The sequence below is a fragment of the Variovorax sp. 22077 genome, from assembly GCF_052044195.1.
Classification (GTDB): Bacteria; Pseudomonadota; Gammaproteobacteria; order Burkholderiales; family Burkholderiaceae_C; genus Variovorax; species Variovorax atrisoli.
The window spans coordinates 74,256-92,004 of sequence record NZ_JBQEQC010000010.1 but is presented as its reverse complement, the minus strand read 5'-3'; the positions used below and the strand labels follow the sequence as shown (position 1 = coordinate 92,004).

Genomic DNA, 17,749 nt, shown 5'->3' with positions numbered 1-17,749 from the left:
GCCGCGCTCTCATCCCGCGAGGGAAAGAGGCCGCCTTACGGCCAGCGCAGGCCCTGCAATCAGGGATTACCCATCCCGTTGCCGCTGAATCCAACCGAACTTTCTCGGCGTATGGGTTGTGCGCACGGCTTCGCCTTGCGCAAGTCGCTGCCGCTCATTCCAACATTTGACTATCGAGGTGACGCCGATGAGATTGCTTCCAACGCCTGTCAATGCCTGTGTTCTTGCGCTCAGTGCGGCCGCCGCCGTCAGCGCATTCGCCTCCAGCCACCGCGAGGCGCCCTCGATTGCCGGGATGCCCAAGCTCGACGGCACCGACTTCTACATGTTCCGAAGCTACGAGCCCAACCGCCAGGACTTCGTGACGTTGATCGCCAACTACCAGCCCGACCAGGGCCCGTACGGTGGCCCCAACTACTTCACGATGGACCCGAACGGGCTCTACGAGATCCACATCGACAACACCGGCAGCGCCATGGAAGCCCTCACCTTCCAGTTCCGCTTCACCAACACGCTGCGCGACATCCAACTGCCGATCTCGGGCAAGCAGGTCTCGATCCCGCTGGTGCAGGCCGGCCAGATCTCGGCGCCCAACCAGGCCACGAGCAATCTGCGCGAGACATTCACGCTCACCGTCGTGCGCGGTGACCGCCGCAAGGGGCAGGCGTTTGCCGTCACCAACGCGGCCAACGGCAGCGCCGTGTTCGACCGGCCGACGGACAACATCGGCGAGAAGACCTTCGGCGGCCCGAACGGCTATGCCGCCTATGCGGCCCAGCAGATCTACAACATCAACATCCCGGGCTGTGCCGGCGGTGGCCGTGTCTTCGCGGGCCAGCGCCAGGACCCGTTCGCGGTCGCGTTGGGCCAGGTGTTCGACCTCATCAACCTCAACCCGCTCGGCTCGACCAGCGCCTACGGCGCGGGCACGCTGGCCACGCGCAACGTAAGCACCCTGGCGCTCGAAGTGCCGATCTCCTGTCTCACTGCGGGCGGCACCGGCCCGATCATCGGCGGCTGGACCACGGCCAGCGCGCGCCAGGGCCGACTGATCGCCAGCCCGCCCAAGAGCGGCCACGGCACCACGACGCTCAACGGCGGCGCCTGGGCACAGGTCTCCCGCCTGGGCATGCCGCTGGTCAACGAAGTCGTCATCGGCCTGAAGGACAAGGACAGGTTCAACAGCTCCAGGCCGATGGACGACGGCCAGTTCGCAACCTACGTGACGAATCCGACGCTGCCGGCATTGATCCAGACGCTGTACCCCAGTGCACCCGCACCGACGAACTTTCCGCGCACCGACCTGGTCGCGGCATTCCTGACGGGCATCGACGGCCTGAACAAGCCCGCCAACGTCAAGGCCTCGGAAATGCTGCGCCTGAACACCAGCATCGCTCCGACCGCGATGGCAAGCCAGAGCAACCTCGGCGTGGCCGGCGGCGACAACGCGGGCTTCCCGAACGGACGCCGCCCGGGCGACGACGTGGTGGACATCGAACTGCGCGTGGCCATGGGCGCCCTGTGCGTCCTGACCGGCGCCAACGATGCGCTCAAGGTCGGCTGCAAGCCGAGCGATGCACCGGCCGGCGGTGCGGCCATCACCGACGGCGCGTTGCAGAGCCCGTCGCAGTTCCCCGCCGCTTTCCCGTACCTCAATACCCCGCTGCCCGGCGCCGTCAACGCCGCCGCGGCACCGTGAACGGGAGCACGGCATGAACCGGAACATCAATCGCATTGGCGCCGCCCTGCTGCTGGCCACGGCCCTTGCGGGCTGCGGCGGCGGAGGTGGCGGCGGGGGCGGGTTCTATCCGTTCCCGCTGCCGGTCGGCGGAAACACGCCGCCACAGAGCCCGCCGCAAAACACGCCGCCCGTGGCTGCCGACCCCTACGACCTGTTCGTCGCCTACGTGCAGGCCATGGTGGCGACCATGCTCGACACGAGCGAACCGACCGAGGTGGCGGCCTTCGACCCGCCTCCGACGTCGGAGACCAAAGAGCCGGTCGCCACGCAGTAGCCGAGATGCGCCTGGCCGCATCCGCGAAAGCATGGGCGGCAATCGCCGTGCTCGCCATGGCCGCTCTCGCGGCGCATGCGGTGCCGCGCGTACCCGCGAGCGACGACGAGGTCGTGGAGACACTGCCCGTCGTCGCTGGATGGTCGAGCCAGCAACACCGGCTGCGCCGCGAACTGGCACAGCGACCGAAGGACGAGGCTACGGCCATCGCTGCGGCCTCGGCCTACCTCGAACTTGCACGTGAACAAGGCGATGCGCGTTACGCCGGCTACGCCATGGGCGCGCTGCAGGCTTGGGAGACCGCACCACCGGCACAGACGCCGCCCGCCGTGCTGGTCATGCGCGCCACCATCGCGCAGTTCCTTCATGACTTCGATGGCGCCGAGGCCACCCTGAAGGTGGCGCTCGCCCGACGTCCAAACGATGCGCAGGCCTGGATCACGCTCGCCACCATTCTTCGCGTGCGCGGGCGCTACAACGAATCCGATGCCGCCTGCCGGTCGCTCGGGCGGGTGGGCCCGGCCCTGTACGGCGTCGCCTGCCTTGCCGAGAACGCCGGGCTGCGCGGCAACCACGACGACGCCCGACAGGCATTGCAGGCCCTTCTGGCGGAACCGGCGCTGCGCGATGCAGACAAAGCCGGGACTCGCCAATGGCTGCTGACCAGTCTTGCCGAAGTCGAGGAGTTGGCGGGCCGCCAGGCAGAAGCCGACGCGGCCTATCGCAAGGCCGTGGCGGCGCAGCGCTCCGGCTATCTGCTGCTGGCCTACAGCGACTATCTGCAGCGCGTCGGGCGCCACGCCGAGATCCCGAAACTGCTGGCCGACGAGGCGCGCAGCGACGCGGTGCTGCTGCGGCTGGCCATCGCCGGCGCCGCCGCGCGCGGCAAGAGCGCCCAAGGTGCCCAAGGTGCCCAAGGTGCCCAGAGTGCCCAGAGTGCCCAGAGTGCCCAGAGTGCCCAGAGTGCCCACGACGCGGCCGAAGAACTGCGCCGGCGCTTCGAGGCAGCCGCGCTTCGCCCCGGCACCACCGCGCTGCATGCGCGTGAAGAAGCCATGTTCGCCCTCGACGTGCAGAACGACCCGAAGCGCGCGCTCGAACTCGCACGCCTGAACGTTAGGCTGCAGCGCGAGCCCATCGACCTGCTGGTGTTCGCGCGAGCCGCGTCGGCTGCCAACGACGGTGCCGCCCGCGGGGAAGTGAAGGCTCTGATGCAGCAGATCGGACTGAAGGATGCCCGTGTCGATGCAACACTGTGAACGCGTCGCGCTCTTCGTGCTGCTGGTGACTGCGCTGCTTTTCGGGTCGGCGGCGGCCCACGCCCACAAGGCGAGCGATGCCTACCTGCAGTTGCAGCGCACCGGCGACACGATCGACCTGCGCTGGGACATTGCGCTGCGCGACCTCGACGCGATGCTCGACCTGGACGCCAACGCCGACCGGAAGCTCAGCTGGGGTGAAGTGCGCACCCGGTTGGCGGACATCCGGGCCTATGCGCTCGCGCGCCTGCGTCTGCAGCAGGGCCGGTGCGCGCTGGTTGAAGCGCAGGTACCCGCGGTCGAGGACCGCATCGACGGTGCCTACCTCGTTCTCCGGCTGCAGGCGCATTGCGAGGCTGGCGCCGCGCTCGACATCGACTACCGCCTGTTCCGCGAAGTCGATCCCACGCATCGCGGCCTGCTGCGTGTCGAAGCGGCAGGCGGAGCACAGCCCGTGGTGCTGTCGCTCGATCCGTCGGCGGGACCGGTGTCCCTGGCCTGGCCGGGCTCGCAGGATGCTGCGGACACGGCCACGCGTCCGGACGGCAGCTTCTTTCGCGACGGCATCCATCACATTCTCATCGGCTATGACCATATCCTGTTCCTGATCTGCCTGCTGCTGCCGGCCGTGCTGCGCCGTCGCGGCGGCGGCTGGGAGCCCGTGCTCGCCTGGCGCGAAGCGGTGTGGCCGATGCTGGGCATCGTCACCATGTTCACCATCGCGCACTCGATCACGCTGGCCCTCGCGGGGCTGAAGATCGTGACCATCTCGCCGCGCATCATCGAGCCCGGCATCGCGATCACCATCATGCTCGCCGCCATCGACAACATCCATCCGGTACTGCGCGGGCGCCGAAAGCTCTTCAGCTTCCTGTTCGGCCTCATTCATGGCTTCGGCTTTGCGGGGGCGCTGGCCGAGCTCGAGCTGCCGCTGCGCGATTTCGTGATCGCGCTGCTGCAGTTCAACCTGGGCGTGGAGGCCGGCCAGCTCATGGTCGTTGCCGTGGTGCTCGTCGTATTGCTGGCGCTGCGCAACTGGCAGCGCTATCCGGTCCTGGTGCTGCGCGGTGGCTCGGCGCTGGCCGTGCTGGTGGCGGCCATTTGGCTCGGCGAGCGGGTGCTCGATGTGAAGGTGCTGCCTTTCGCCTGAAGCGCGAGGCTCAGAACGTGTACCGCGCGCTGATGCGCACGCTGCGCGGCTCCGTCGGGTGCACATGGCGGTCGTTCACGCCGCCGCCGCAGCTGCCGCTGACCACCTCGCCCGCCGTGCACGAAGCGTAGTAGTACTCGATGTCGTTGCCCTTGCGCCCGGCCAGGTTGAACACGTCCAATCCCAGCGTGAGCTGCCGGTTGACCGCATAGCGCGCGCCAAAATTGAGCAGCGTGGTGGCGCGCGAGCGCACGGCGTTCAGCGTATCGAGAGCGCGCGGCCCCATGTAGCGCAGCCGCAATGACGCGGTCAGCGGCCCCTCGATGTAGGTGATGCCGGCCGCCAGCACGCGCTCGATGGCGTTGTCCACATGGTTGCCCTCGCCTTCCGGCGCCACGCCCTTGAAACGGGCGCGCGACACGGCGGCGTCCACCTCGAGGCGCCAGGCGCGGTCGAAGTTCCACCGCAGCGTGGCCTCGAGCCCGCGGCGCGTGCTCGCGCGGCCCGGCTCGGTGGTGCCCGCGTCGCCGACGTAGACCAGTTCGGAAGCCAGGTCGAGCTTCCACAGCGCCACGGTGGCCGTGAGATTTTCATGGGGCTGGAAACGCCAGCCGACTTCCGCGCCGCGGCCTTTCACCAGCGCAGGCACGCGATCGGCCGCGTCGCCGGTCTTCGGGTCGACGGTGATGGTGGCACCGCGCACGTCGTTGCTGTGGAAGCCCACGCCCGCATTGAAATAGAACTCGTGAGCCGGCGTGGGCGCGAAGGCCAGGCCGAACTTGGGGCTCAGCTGCGCGTCGTGCCCCCTGCCGCTGTTGAGCGGGCCGAAGACGGGCTCGCGGCCTTGGACGTCGTAGCGCAGCGCGTCGCCGCGCAGGCCCACGTAGCCGCGCCAATGGTCGCTGAAACTGACCAGTTGCTGCCCGTACACGGCGAACGAATCCTGCGAAACCTTGTCGTTGCGCACCGTGCCCAAGCGCCTGCGCGCCTCCGTGTCGTAGAGGCCGACTTCGCCGATGCGGTCGCCGCGCCATTGCGCCCCCAGACTCAGCACACCGTCGAGACCGGCGATCCTGTTGGCCATCGTGTGCGAGCCCTGCGCGCCGAAGACGCGGCGGCGGTCGGTCTGTTCGAACTGGTCGCCGTTGTCCGGGTTGTCGAGGAAGTAGGTGAAATCGGAGAACAGATCGAAGCGGTAGTCGATGGCGTAGGCGCTGAACTCGGTATCGCCGCTCGGGCCCTTGTCGAACCACTTGCCGGACAGGCTGATGCGCCGGGTCTTGCCGCCGTCGGTCGGATTCAGGCTGCCGAAGCGCTGCAGTTCTCCGCTGTCGATCAGTCGCTGCGGCACCTGGTCGGTCGAGGTCCATCGGCTGCTGTAGGCCATGGCGGTGACGCTGAAGCCGCGCGTCTGCGAGCCCTGCGAATAGCGCAGCACGGCGTTGGCCTTCCTCAGCTTCTCCGGCACGTTCCAGGGGCCGTTGTTGCCTTCGAGTTCGATGGCGCCGAGCCAGGTCTGGTCCTGCACGGTGCGCGAGCCTGCGGCCAGCAGGCGGCGGAAGCCGTGCGAGCCCACCGTCATCTCGGCAAAGGGCGAATCGAGCGCGCTGAAATAGTCGAGTGAGGCGCTGCCCGCAAGCGAGAAATCGCCGCTGTGCACGAAGTACGGGCCCTTGCGGTAGCGCACGCCGGACACCAGCTCGGGAATCAGGAAGTTCAGATCCGCATAGCCCTGGCCATGGCCGTGCGTCGGCATGTTGACCGGCATGCCGTCGACCGTGACCGCGAAGTCGGTACCGTGGTCGAGGTTGAAGCCGCGCAGGAAATACTGGTTGGCCTTGCCGTCGCCCGAGTGTTGAGTGGCCACCACACCGGGCACCGCTTCCACGATGTCGCCCGGGCGCAGCTTCGGTCGCGACTGATAGGACTCCCGCTCCACCGCGCCCTCGCTCGCGCTATCGGCACTGCCAATGCTTGCATCGCGCGGCCCTTGCACCTGGATCTCCGGGAGATGGTTTTCCTGTGCATGGGCGACAGGGCAGCCAGCCAGCATGCCGATCCAAACTGAATGAGACACGGCGGCCAGCCTTCGCATCAACGCTCCAATCGAAGAAAAGCCGCGAATCCACGGCGCGACTTTCTTTCCATACGGGGACCTCTTCATATCGGATTCAAATGCCAGGAGCGATCGGAGAAATTCTCTGGGCGACTGAAAGACGCACGGAGCCGATCGACAAGGTGCCCCTTCCCGGGCCTGCTCTCAGCGACCGACGGCCTGCACGATCTGCTCGGCCAGAAGCGATGCCGCACGCGGCAGGTTGCGCGCGCGGTGCAGCCGGATATCCGCCGCAGGCAGCCGCGGCAGGTTCTCGGCCCCGGACAAGGCCCGCAATCTTGCCGGAAAGGTCCCTGACTTCACGACCGTCACCGCCAGGCCTTGCGCTGCGATGGACTCCACGGCCGCAAGACCGTGGCTGACGAAGGCAAGCCGCCAGGCAATCCTGGCGCTGTCGAGCGCTTCGGTGGCCCAATCGCGGAACAGGCATCCCCGGGGATAGAGGGCGACAGGCAGCGGATGCTGGAACTCCACCGGGTGCGAGGCCGAGGTGGCCCACACGGCCTGCTCCTGCCGAAGCAGTTCGCCGCCGCCCTGGCCATGCGGATGCATCGCGATCACGATGTCGAAATCCTTGCCCAGGCGCTGCGGCATGCGGGCCGTGAGGCCGGTTTCCATTTCGACACGGATGTGCGGATAGTCGGCCGCGAAGCGCGCAAGCACCGGCGGCATGACGTGTGTGCCGTAGTCGTCCATGACGCCGAGGCGCACCCTGCCCTCCACCTTGTGCTGCTGCAGTTGGCCGACGGCCTCGTCACCCAACTGCAGGATCCGGCGCGCGTAGCCGAGCAGTCTTTCGCCTGCGAGACTCAACTCGACATGGACTTTCGTGCGATGAAAGAGAGCGGTGCCCACCCGCTCCTCCAGCCGCATGACCTGCATGCTCACTGCGGACTGCGTGCGGTTCAGCGCCGTCGCCGCACGGGTGAAGGAGCGGTGTTCGGCCACTGCCACGAACGCCTTCAGCAGATCAGGATCGAGCGATGGAAGAGCCATTTCATTCCCTGATGAGATGCATCAAATTAATTCGGTTGATTGATGATAGTGAGGCTTCTACGCTGCCGCCACGACAACGACCTGGAGCATGAACGTGGGAGAACTTGCGGGCGTCGCGGCCGCCGTGCTGTCCAGCGCACTGGGCGGAGCAGCGGTGGGCGCGACGCGTTACGTGGCCGGAGCGGTCGACCCGATCGCTCTCGGCGCGTTCCGCTTCGGCATCGGCTTCTGCCTGCTGCTGCCGATGGCCCTGCTGGGCAGCAGCCGCGAGCGCTGGCCTGCGCGACGCGACTGGCCGGCGACCGTTGCGTTGGGACTGCTGTTCTTCGGACTCTTCCCGCTGCTCTTCAACGCCTCGCTGCACTACACCTCGGCCGCACGCGGGGCGCTCTCGCTGTCCGCCTTGCCGCTGCTGACCATGACCGTGGCCGGTGTCCTGCGCGTCGAACCGTTCACCCGCCGCAAGACGGTCGGCGTGCTGGTCGCCATGACGGGCGTGGCCCTGTCCCTGCTCTCGGACCTGCGAACGGCGCCGCCAGGCGCGTGGCGAGGCGATCTGCTGATGCTGGCAGCGGCGCTGTGCATGGCTTTCTACAGCGTCGGCTCGCGCGCGGTGATACGTCGGTCGGGGCCGCTCTCCTTCACCGTCATGGCGATGGCAGCCGGTGCGTTGTGCCTCGCGGGCATCGCCTGGCATGCGGGGAGCTTCGCGCCCGTGGCCCGCTTCGGCATGGCCCAGTGGCTGGCCGTCGCCTACCTCGGCGTGTTCGGCGGCGCCATCGGCTTCTTTCTCTGGGCCTTTGCGCTGGGGCGTACCACGCCCACGCGCGTGGCGATCTCGGTGACGGTCAATCCGGTCGCCGCGGGCCTGGTCGGCGCCTGGCTCTTGGCGGAGCCGTTGCGTTGGGGCTTGGTGGCCGGGCTGCTGGCGGTGCTGGCAGGAATCGTGATCGCGGCGAGTGGCGGGGCGAACGTGCGGGTCGAAGGCTAGCGTTTAGACGGCCTCGCTGTGCCGATGGCTACCCTCTGTAGAGGCTGGCCGACAAGCCGTTTATCTGTGGACCGCCGAGCGTGCAGCCGTCGAGGGATCCACCCGCATTGAGCGCATTTTTCAAGGCGTCGACCACAGAGCTCATCTCTGCAATGTTTTGAAAGCGTGCCCGGGGTCCATCGTGGAAAGTGCGCAGCGCAATAGGCAATGCATGCACGAAAACGGGCTCGGCGTTCAGGGGGATGTGTTGCCAGACACCGTTCTCATCCCTTGCCTGGAAGTAGTCCGGCAGCTTCAAGGTCGGGCACAGGTGCGCGGCCAAGACGAGGCCGAACGCCTCTGGGATGCAGTCGCGCAAGCGGCACGCATCAAGCTCGTTGCCTACCAGCGCATGGAACTGGACCTCGAGGAGTTCGTCGGTTGCGTTGTCTGCTGCGAGCATTTCGATGGCTCGCGCGACGGTATCGGCAGAAATGTCGTTCATCGGGTTTGGCTAGGTGACAACGCCTGTGGATATCGACGGTTCCGCCAGGGATTTCCGCGTTCGTGGTCACATCCAAGCTGCGTTGGCGCACTTTCAGGTATCGGGCCGCGGGTCTTCGTCTGTGACGGAGAGATCGACCGGAACCCGGACTTCGCGCGTGATGCGTCCAGGCATCTCGAAGACCAGCGTGATGTGGCCCTTGACGCGTTCGAAAGGCTTGTCCAGCTTCACGTGGAAACCTCTTTGACTGCTCAGGACATGGTCGTAGGTCCAGAGCGCGAAATCCTGCAACGACGCCGCCTTGCTGCTCTCCTTCACCTGCAGCTTCTCGTTCTTCTCGTTGATGAGTTCGTAATCCTTGATCTCGTAGGTCACGAAGTCGGCGATGTCGTCGTTCTTGTTGGTGATGTGGCCGTTGCGCTTGTACTCGTCGAGCTTGATCTTGGGCAGCGGGTAGTAAGTCAGCAGGTCGAACTCTCTCGCCGGCTTCTTCTTGATCAGCGTGAGGTCGGAGTTGATGACCAGCACATGAGCGCCGAGCTGTGTCAGCAACGCTCTCGCCTGATCGGCAGAGTACGGATAAGGCTGTGCCGAGTGGGCGTGGCCAGCGAACAGTGCAGAAAGAAAAAGCAGCTGCAGCAACTTCTTCATCGAAGAACGCATGTCTGGTGGATTGCAGAAGCAAGAGGGCGGGTGGTCTTGAATCCTAGCATCGCCACACGGGGGCCTCCAAAGCGCCGGGAGCCGGCACGCCGTTCGGCAATCCACGGCTCGCGGCCCTCATGAGGCATGCGGCTGCTGATCGAGCGCGTTCGTCGCAGGCGTTCGAACCCACGCTCGTCCGGTGTCAGAAAAGATGCTGCTGCGAGCTCGTCAACGCCGCGAAGCTGGCCCCCATCGGCTGGAGGATGGCATCGGCGATCGGCTGCAGCTGCCTGCCCAGGTAGTGGTCGTAGTCGATGCGTGAATGGCGTGCCTCCAGCGGCTCGGGGCCGGTGCGTGTCATGACGTACTGGATCCAGCCGCCGTTCTGGTATTGCTTCGGCCGATGGAGGCGGTCGTTGTGCTCGTCGGCCAGGCGCGCGGCGCGGACCTGCGGCGGCACGTTGACGAGGTAGGCGTCCAGGCGATGGCGCAGGCGCTTCCTGTAGACGAGCAGTTCGTCCTTGGCGCCGGACAGCGTCGCGCGCACGTACTCCCTCACGAACTCCTCGTAGGGCTCGCCCCGGAAGATCCGCGACAGCAGACCTTCCTGGAACTGCCGTGCCAGCGGCGTCCAGTCGCTGCGGGCCATCTCCAGGCCGCGGTAGATCATCTCCTCCTTGCCGTCGGCGTCCTTGCTCAGGCCGGCATAGCGCTTCTTGCTGCCCACGTCCGAACCGCGGATGGTGGGCATGAAGAACTTGCTGTAGTGGGTATCGAACTCGATCTCCAGGAAGTTCTCGAGGTCGTGGGTCTCGCGAAGCGTGCGCGTCCACCAGTCGTTGATGTCCTTCACCAGGCCTGCCGCGACGGCATGCGCCTCCTCGTTGGTGTGGGTGCGGCCGAGCCAGATGAAGATGGAGTCGGTGTCGCCGTAGATGGCTTCGTAGCCTCTGCGCTCCACGAATTCGCGCGTGAGCTTCATCATCTCGTGCCCGCGCAGGGTGACGGCGGACACCAGCTTGGGATTGAAGAAGCGGCATTCGGAGGCGCCCAGCACGCCGGCGAACGAGTTCATCAGCAGCTTCAGCGCTTGCGACAGCGGTTCGTTCCGGGCCCGCTTGGCTTCGTCCCGCGCGCGCCAGAGCGTGGTCACGATCTCCGGCAGGCAGTGCCTGGTGCGAGAGAAGGTGGTGCCCTGGGGGCCCTGCACGATCAGGCGCGGATCGCCGCCGGCGCTGCCGCCTTCCACGAGGCCGACGGGATCGACGAGGAAGGTCCGGATGATCGATGGATAGAGGCTCTTGTAGTCCAGGACCACGACGGAGTCGTAGAACCCCGGTTTCGAGTCCATCACGTAGCCCCCGGGGTAGGCCTTGCTCGGGATCTCGCCGACGTTCGGCGCCACGTAGCCGAGGCGGTGCATGCGCGGCAGGTAGTGGTGGCTGAAGGCCGCGATGGAGCCGCCGAAATGGTCCATCTGCAGGCCCGTGGTCTGGGCGCGTTCCATCACGAACTGCAGCAGCTTCGCCTTCTCGAAGATGCGCAGCACCAGCTCGCAATCGCGGATGTTGTAGTGCGCGAGTGCGGGCTTGTCTTCCTGGTAGCGCCGCTCGATCTCGGCCATCTTGTCGTACTCGTCGCCGATGGCCTTGCCTTCGCCCAGCAGCGACTGCGAGACGTTCTCCAGGCTGAAGGAGGGAAAGCTCCACATCGCGGCCCGCAGGGCCTCGATGCCGTCGACGATCACCCGCCCCGGCGTGGAGGCGAACAGATAGCCCTGCTTTCCGGGATGAGTGCGCCAGTCCAGCGGGCGCCGCTCCCGTCCCGGCAGAAAGGGCGCGCCGCAATCGTCGGCGGTCTTCTGCAGCACCCGCAGGTCGAACTGGATCACGCTCCAGCCGACGATGACGTCCGGATCGTTGCGCTCGAACCAGTCGTTGAGCCGTTCGATCATGGCCTTGCGGCTTTGGCAGTAGACGAGGGAGAAGTCCTGCCGCTCCTCTTCCCCGCCCTGCCCGGCTGGCGGGTCGCCGAGCATGAAGACGGTGCGATCCTGCGCGGCGTCCAGTGCGATCGAATAGAGCGCCTCGTACTGGCTGGTCTCGATGTCCAGCGACACCATCTTCAGCGCCGGGCGGTAGTCGGGCGCCGGTCTGAGCCGGCAATCGACCAGCGCGCCGCGGTCGAGGCGCCCTCCTTCCGCCGCCACGCCTGCCGTGATGAACCGCTCCATCAGATGGCGGTCCGGCGGGCGTACGTCGGCCTCGAGCAGCGGAATGTCCTGCGCGCGAAGGGTGCGCGCAAGCCGGCCGATCTGGCGGAAGTGCTTCGCATAGAGGCCGACGACCGGCTCCTGCTGGAAGGTCTTGAGATCGAGCTCGCGGATCTCCACCCCTGGCATGGCGGCAAGCGCCGCCTCCACCGCCGCGCGGTGTCGGGCGGCGACGAACGCGACGGAGGTCTGGGCGGCCAGCACGACCTTCAGCGGCCCGGCGTCCGTTGCCAGCCAGTATTCGATCTCCGTGCCCGCCGCGGCGTCCCGCCAATGGCGGGTCAGGATGAAGCCCTTGAGTTCGGTGGGCGCCGTGGGAGGCAGAGGCATGGAAATGAGAAAGGCAGACTCGGTGACAACCGATTCTTGCGCAGTCGCCGCGACCTTTCGCGAGCCTCGCATCCGTGGCAGGCGTTCGCACCTGCGGCCCCGAGCGGAATCCAGGGGGCTGCCCGACCCGCCGCGAAGCACCGATCTACCGGAGCCTCCAGGCGCGGGTCGATGTTTTCAACCCGTCAGAAACCGCCCGGGCGGCGCCGGCACGATTCAACGGGAGTGAGGAAAGAGCCTTTCTATCGGGCAATGCGTCTTGATGAACGGCGACTTGATCACGATGTAGCTGAAGTACTTGGAGATGCCGATGTTGCGCTCGAGCAGCCCCTCGATCACTTCCTGGTAGTGGTTCACGCCGCGCGTGAGAAAGCGCAGCAGGTAGTCGTAACCCCCGCTCACCAGGTGGCACTCGAGCACCTCGTCCACTTCGCGGATCGCGGCCTCGAAGCGCACGAAATCCTCGCGGTGATGGTCCTGCAGCGTGACTTCGGTGAACACCGTCAGCGCATCGCCGAGCTTCTCCAGCCGCAGGTGCGCGCCGTAGCCGGCGATGTAGCCGGCCTGCTCCAGCCGCTTCACTCGGATCAGGCATGGGCTGGGCGACAGGCCGACCGCGTCCGCGAGATCGACGTTGGTCATGCGCCCGTTCTTCTGCAGCTGGGCCAGGATGCGCAGGTCGAGTCGGTCGATCTTGAAGGCTTCAGACATGGCAGTCCTGAAAAAACGAAACAGGTCCTGATTCTGCTTTGCCGCCGCGGCGCCGGATCAGTGCTTTCCCGGTCAGGCGGCCAGCGCGGCGCGCACGTCGGGGGCGTCGAGCACGTCGTCGAGCGTTTTCTCAAGCCGTGCGAAGAGCTGCGCGAACTCGTCCTCGGTGAAGGTGAGCGCAGGCGCGAAGCCGAGGATGTGGTCCCCGAAGGAGCGAAACACCAGGCCGTTGCGGTAGCCGGCCGCGAAGATGCGGTCGGACAGCCCCAGCGCCGGGTCGAAGCGGCGCTTGCTGGCCTTGTCGCTCACCAGCTCCAGCGCCCCCACCAGGCCGCGGTGGCGAGCGTCGCCCACCAGCGGATGCGCGCGCAGCGCGTCGAGCCCGGCCGCGAAATGCACCGCCCCGCGCTGGCCGTTGGCGAGGACGCCGCCCTCCTCGTAGAGCCGCAGCACCTCGAGCGCGACGGCGGCACCCACCGGGTGCGCGGAGTACGTCGCGCCGTGGCCGACAGGCGCTCCTGCAGGGGCACCGTCGGCGATACCGGCGTAGACCTTCTCGGACATCAGGGTCGCGCCCATCGGCACGTAGCCGGCGGTCAGGCCCTTGGCCACGGTCATCAGGTCGGGCTCCACGCCTTCGGCCTCGCAGGCGAACATGGGACCGGTGCGGCCGAAGCCGGTGATGACCTCGTCGACCAGGAAGAGGATGTCGAGCTCGCGCGCGGCGTCGCGCATGGCCTTGAGCCAGCCCTTGGGCGGCACGATGACGCCGCCCGAACCCTGGATCGGCTCGCAGAAGAAGGCCGCCACGTTGTCGGCGCCCAGCTCGGCCACCTTGGCGCGCAGCGCCGCGACCGAGGAGGCGATCAGCGCCTGCGGATCGGCGCCGTGCTCGTGGCGGTAGGCATACGGCGAGGGGATGTAGTGCTGCGTGGGCAGCGGCAGGTCGAAGCCGCGATGGAACACGGGCAGCGCTGTGAGGCCCGCGCCGGTCGATGAGGAGCCGTGGTAGCCGCGCTCCAGCGAGATGAACTGCTTCTTCGACGGCCGGCCGATGGCGTTGTAGTACTGCACGATGAAGCGCACGGCGGCATCCACCGAGTCGGAGCCGCCCAGCGTGAGGTACACGCGGGTCAGCGATGCCGGCGTGATCTGCACCAGCTTCTGCGCGAGGCGGATGGCAGGCTCGCTGCTGAAGTGGAAGTAGCCTGTGGCGTACGGCAGCCGGCGCATCTGCTCGGTCGCGGCCTGCACCACGCTCTCCTGGCCGTAGCCCACGTTCACGCACCACAGGCCTGCGAAGGCGTCGAGCAGCCGGTGGCCGTTGGTGTCGGTGAGCCATGCGCCCTCCCCGGAGGCCAGCACGGTGGGCCCGCGCTGCTCGTGCACGCGCCAGGGCGAGACGGGGTGGATGAGGTGGGCGCGGTCGATCGCGTCGAGCGCGGCTTGCTGGGGCAGTGCGGTGGGGTGCGTCATGGGTGTGAAGATGCGAGAGCGAGGGAAGCTTTCGATGCCTTCAGCTTAGGCGGCGCCCCGCACGAGGTGATGCTGCTTTGAGGGTGTCGCACGAAGCACGCTGCGGTTGTTGCGCCGCGTACAGCAGATCGTGCGGTCGACGCGGCGACCCGGTCCTTCTGCGCTTCTCGTCGCGGCTTCTCTTCTCAATACCCGCGTGCGCGGTCGACCAGCCCGAGCATCCGCTCGCCGGCCTCGAAGCGCTCGATGTTGTCGAGCAGCACCTCGGCAGCGCTCAGCGGCTGCGTCATGCTCGCGATGTGCGGTGTGAGCTGGATGCGCGGATGCCGCCAGAACGCGTGCCCGGGCGGCAGCGGCTCGGGGTCGGTCACGTCGAGCACCGCCTCCGCGATGCGGCCGCTTTCGAGTGCGGCAAGCAGGTCGGCATCGACCAGCTGCGGCCCGCGTCCGACGTGCACGAGCGAAGCGCCCTCGGGCAGCTGCGAGAACAGGCGCGCGTCGAGAAAGCCGCGCGTCGAGTCGGTCAGCGGCAGCAGGCATACGAGGATGTCGGTGCGCGCGAGGAAGGCCGGCAGCTCATCGGCACCGGCGTGGCATTGCACCCCCTCGACCTCGTGGCGCGAGCGGCTCCAGCCCGCGCAGTCGAAGCCCAGCGCGACGAGCTGCGCCAGCACGGCCTGCCCGAGCGATCCCAGGCCGAGCACGCCCACGCGCCGTTCGCCCGCCGGGCGCACCGGCAGCGGCTTCCAGCGCCCCTCCTGCTGCTGGCGCCGATACTGCGGCATGTCGCGGTGCAGGCCGAGCACCGCATGCGTCACGTACTCGACCATTCCGCGCACGATGCCGGGTTCGACCATGCGCACCACCGGCAGCGCGGGCGGCAAAGACGCGAAGTCGAACTGGTCGACGCCTGCGCCGGAAGAGAACAGCACCTTCAGATGCGGAAAGCGCGTGCCCAGGTCGTCGGGCGGCTCCCATGCCGCGAGGAAGCGCACCTTCGCGGGGTCGCCGACGTCCGGCCAGACGCGGAAGTCGATGTCCGGCCGGCGGCGGCCGAACACTTCGGCCCATTGGCGTCCCCGGACGGGATCGGACTTGTAGAGGAAGGTGAAGGAGGTGTCCACAGGGGTGCTCCTTCAGCCCACGGCCTGCGTCACGAGCGCGAACAGCGCTGGCGCTTCCGCAGGCCTGGCCAGGGGCGCGCCGCGCACCATCGTCGTGGGCGCATCCACGCGCAGCAGGCCGATCGCTTCCAGCCATTCCGCCAGGCCGCTGTCGAAATCGATGTCGATGCGCGTGAAGTTGCCCGCATTCAGGCCGGCAAGGTGCGCGATCAAGGCCTTCGCGCCCTCGGCATGGGGCGCGACCACGGGACCGATGGCATGGCCCCGGCCGAAGCGGCGCAGCATGGCGAAGCCCTTCGCGGTGTTGTCGTGGTCGAGCACCACGCAGGCGTCGGCCCCCTGCAGCAGTTCGGCGATGAGCGCCTCTCGCGGCATGCCCCGCGCTGCGGTGTCCAGGGCCTGCAGCGCGGGCAGTTCGTTGAGACCCGCCGGGCGCAGGCGCCAGCCTTGCTGCAGCGCGATCAGCGGTGCGGGCTGGGCGATGCCCTGGTGCTGCCGGACCTCGCCGGTCCGCACGAAACCCAGGCGCTCGTAGAGTCCGCGCCCCTGCGAGGTGGCGTGCAGCAGCAGCGAGCGGTCTTCCATGCCGTCGAGCAGCGAGCGCATGAGCCGATGCCCGATGCGGCGTCCCTGGCACGCGGGGGTGACGATCACCAGGCCGATGGTGGCATGGCGCTCGCCCCAGCGCCACCGTAGGCCGGTGCCGACGAGCTCGCCGTCGCGCTCGGCCGCGATGCCTTCGGCATGCGCGAAGACCTGCTCCCAGTCTGCCAGCCGGTGCGGCCAGCGCAAATCGGCAGACAGCGCGTGCGCTTGCGGCAGGTCGGCGGAAGTCATCGGTCTGAGCACCACGCCATCCGTGGTCGGTGCGTTCTCAGGGGCTTCGGACATCGGAATCTCTCTGTATGTTGCGACGGGAATTCGCTCCATCTTGGACGACATTGCGGCGCCGCACCAGACCGGATGGCGCTTTCGCTGCAACTCGCAAGCTTCGCCTGCCAGGCGCCCTCTTCTCGCAATTTGCTGCGGTGGCACGCCCGCATACGAACACAAATGCCGCGACGGTTTGCCTAGCATCGACCGGCCGTCTCGGCCGTCCCGGTCACTTCCCCACGCCGCGCCAACTTCCATGCAGCCCATCGCCATGCGAGCCTCCGGTCGACCCCCTCACAAGCGCCTTTGCACCGCATCCTCGAAGCACGCTTCATGCCCTTCGACGCGGGACGGCGACCTCATGGCGGCGCAGTCCGGCATGCGCACGCAGCGTGCATCAAGAACGTGCGCAACAGCCTCGCGGCGGCGCGCCAAGGTGCATGTCCGCACGTGCGCGGGGCAGACCGCACGCCATGCTGTTGCCGCTACCACAAACCGCAGCTTTGGTTTCGACGGCACCTCTTTTCCCTACATACGTCATGCAGCTGCGTGCTGCAATCAATCCGTAATGAGCTTGTCGCAATTGCCTTCCCTGCCCTCCCTTTGAAAAGGACCCGACACCATGAGCTTCCGTCCCAAATACGTGACCTTCGACTGCTACGGCACCCTCACCCGGTTCCGCATGAAGGAGATGGCCGCCGACCTGTTCGCCGACCGCATCCCCGCAGAACGCATGGAGGAGTTCCATGCGGACTTCACGGCCTACCGCTTCGACGAGGTGCTGGGCGACTGGAAGCCCTACGAGGTCGTGCTCAAGAACGCAGTGCGGCGCCTCTGCAAGAAATGGAAGATCCAGTACTTCGACGCGGACGCGCAGAAGATCTACGACGCCGTACCGACCTGGACCCCGCATGACGACGTGCCGGCCGGCCTCGCGAAAGTCGCCAAGGAGATCCCGCTGGTGATCCTCTCGAATGCCTCGGACGACCAGATCCAGAAGAACGTGGCGATGCTCGGCGCGCCCTTCTACCGCGTCTACACCGCGCAGCAGGCGCAGGCCTACAAGCCGCGGCTGAAGGCCTTCGAGTACATGTTCGACTCGCTCGGCTGCAACCCGGAGGACGTGCTGCACGTTTCGTCCAGCATGCGCTACGACCTGATGTCGGCGGACGACCTGGGCATCGTCAACAAGGTCTTCGTCAACCGCGGCCACGGCCCGGGCAACCCGGCCTATCGCTACACCGAGATCAAGGACATCGGCGGCCTTCCCGGCGTCGTCGGTCTTTGATCGCACCGCGGTCTCCCTG

At 67.3% G+C, this 17,749-nt stretch carries 15 protein-coding genes; 6 read left to right on the top strand and 9 right to left on the bottom strand.

The features are described from left to right. The first annotated feature begins 187 nt into the window (after positions 1-187). The 4 genes from ACTJLF_RS16230 to ACTJLF_RS16215 are packed head-to-tail and all read left to right on the top strand — an operon-like array spanning position 188 to position 4,424. Positions 188-1,699: a DUF4331 domain-containing protein gene (locus tag ACTJLF_RS16230; protein WP_440883463.1), complete on the top strand. Its 1,512-nt coding sequence runs from the start codon at positions 188-190 to the stop codon at positions 1,697-1,699. 13 nt (positions 1,700-1,712) lie between these two features. Continuing rightward, positions 1,713-2,015 carry a hypothetical protein gene (locus tag ACTJLF_RS16225; RefSeq protein ID WP_440883462.1) on the top strand — a complete coding sequence of 101 codons (303 nt, stop codon included), beginning with the start codon at positions 1,713-1,715 and terminating at the stop codon, positions 2,013-2,015. 5 nt (positions 2,016-2,020) lie between these two features. Further along, complete coding sequence (locus ACTJLF_RS16220; protein WP_440883461.1) at positions 2,021-3,274, top strand: hypothetical protein; 1,254 nt, start codon at positions 2,021-2,023, stop codon at positions 3,272-3,274. Continuing rightward, the gene (locus ACTJLF_RS16215) at positions 3,261-4,424 is read left to right on the top strand and encodes a HupE/UreJ family protein (RefSeq protein WP_240650169.1); all 1,164 of its coding nucleotides are present in this window, start codon (positions 3,261-3,263) and stop codon (positions 4,422-4,424) included. Before ACTJLF_RS16220 ends, ACTJLF_RS16215 begins: the two co-directional genes overlap by 14 nt. Positions 4,425-4,434: 10 nt before the next feature. Here the strand turns inward: ACTJLF_RS16215 and ACTJLF_RS16210 are convergent, their stop codons facing one another. Then, positions 4,435-6,477 (bottom strand): TonB-dependent receptor, encoded by a 2,043-nt coding sequence (locus ACTJLF_RS16210; RefSeq protein WP_440883554.1) that lies wholly within the window; start codon positions 6,475-6,477, stop codon positions 4,435-4,437. A 207-nt stretch (positions 6,478-6,684) separates the two neighbouring features. Next, a complete protein-coding gene (locus tag ACTJLF_RS16205) occupies positions 6,685-7,536 on the bottom strand; it encodes a LysR substrate-binding domain-containing protein (RefSeq protein WP_440883460.1) in 852 nt (283 codons plus the stop codon). A gap of 88 nt (positions 7,537-7,624) precedes the next feature. Between ACTJLF_RS16205 and ACTJLF_RS16200 the strand changes: the two genes are divergently transcribed. Next, complete coding sequence (locus tag ACTJLF_RS16200; RefSeq protein ID WP_440883459.1) at positions 7,625-8,527, top strand: DMT family transporter; 903 nt, start codon at positions 7,625-7,627, stop codon at positions 8,525-8,527. 28 nt (positions 8,528-8,555) lie between these two features. On the opposite strand, the gene ACTJLF_RS16195 is transcribed toward ACTJLF_RS16200, so the two are convergent. The 7 genes from ACTJLF_RS16195 to ACTJLF_RS16165 all read right to left on the bottom strand — a co-directional run bounded on the left by ACTJLF_RS16195 (position 8,556) and on the right by ACTJLF_RS16165 (position 16,460). Beyond that, positions 8,556-9,011, bottom strand: coding sequence for a hypothetical protein (locus ACTJLF_RS16195; RefSeq protein WP_440883458.1), 456 nt, complete (start codon positions 9,009-9,011; stop codon positions 8,556-8,558). Positions 9,012-9,104: 93 nt separating this feature from the next. Beyond that, positions 9,105-9,563, bottom strand: coding sequence for a hypothetical protein (locus ACTJLF_RS16190; RefSeq protein ID WP_206169202.1), 459 nt, complete (start codon positions 9,561-9,563; stop codon positions 9,105-9,107). 295 nt (positions 9,564-9,858) lie between these two features. Next, positions 9,859-12,258 carry a DNA polymerase II gene (locus tag ACTJLF_RS16185; protein ID WP_440883457.1) on the bottom strand — a complete coding sequence of 800 codons (2,400 nt, stop codon included), beginning with the start codon at positions 12,256-12,258 and terminating at the stop codon, positions 9,859-9,861. Between the two features lie 216 nt (positions 12,259-12,474). After that, positions 12,475-12,969 (bottom strand): Lrp/AsnC family transcriptional regulator, encoded by a 495-nt coding sequence (locus ACTJLF_RS16180; protein ID WP_440883456.1) that lies wholly within the window; start codon positions 12,967-12,969, stop codon positions 12,475-12,477. 72 nt (positions 12,970-13,041) lie between these two features. Continuing rightward, positions 13,042-14,445, bottom strand: coding sequence for an aspartate aminotransferase family protein (locus ACTJLF_RS16175; protein WP_440883455.1), 1,404 nt, complete (start codon positions 14,443-14,445; stop codon positions 13,042-13,044). 185 nt (positions 14,446-14,630) lie between these two features. Continuing rightward, the gene (locus tag ACTJLF_RS16170) at positions 14,631-15,569 is read right to left on the bottom strand and encodes a 2-hydroxyacid dehydrogenase (RefSeq protein ID WP_440883454.1); all 939 of its coding nucleotides are present in this window, start codon (positions 15,567-15,569) and stop codon (positions 14,631-14,633) included. A gap of 12 nt (positions 15,570-15,581) precedes the next feature. Then, positions 15,582-16,460, bottom strand: coding sequence for a GNAT family N-acetyltransferase (locus tag ACTJLF_RS16165; protein ID WP_440883453.1), 879 nt, complete (start codon positions 16,458-16,460; stop codon positions 15,582-15,584). Between the two features lie 604 nt (positions 16,461-17,064). Between ACTJLF_RS16165 and ACTJLF_RS16160 the strand changes: the two genes are divergently transcribed. Next, a complete protein-coding gene (locus ACTJLF_RS16160; RefSeq protein WP_019658078.1) occupies positions 17,065-17,730 on the top strand; it encodes a haloacid dehalogenase type II in 666 nt (221 codons plus the stop codon). Positions 17,731-17,749 lie beyond the last annotated feature (19 nt).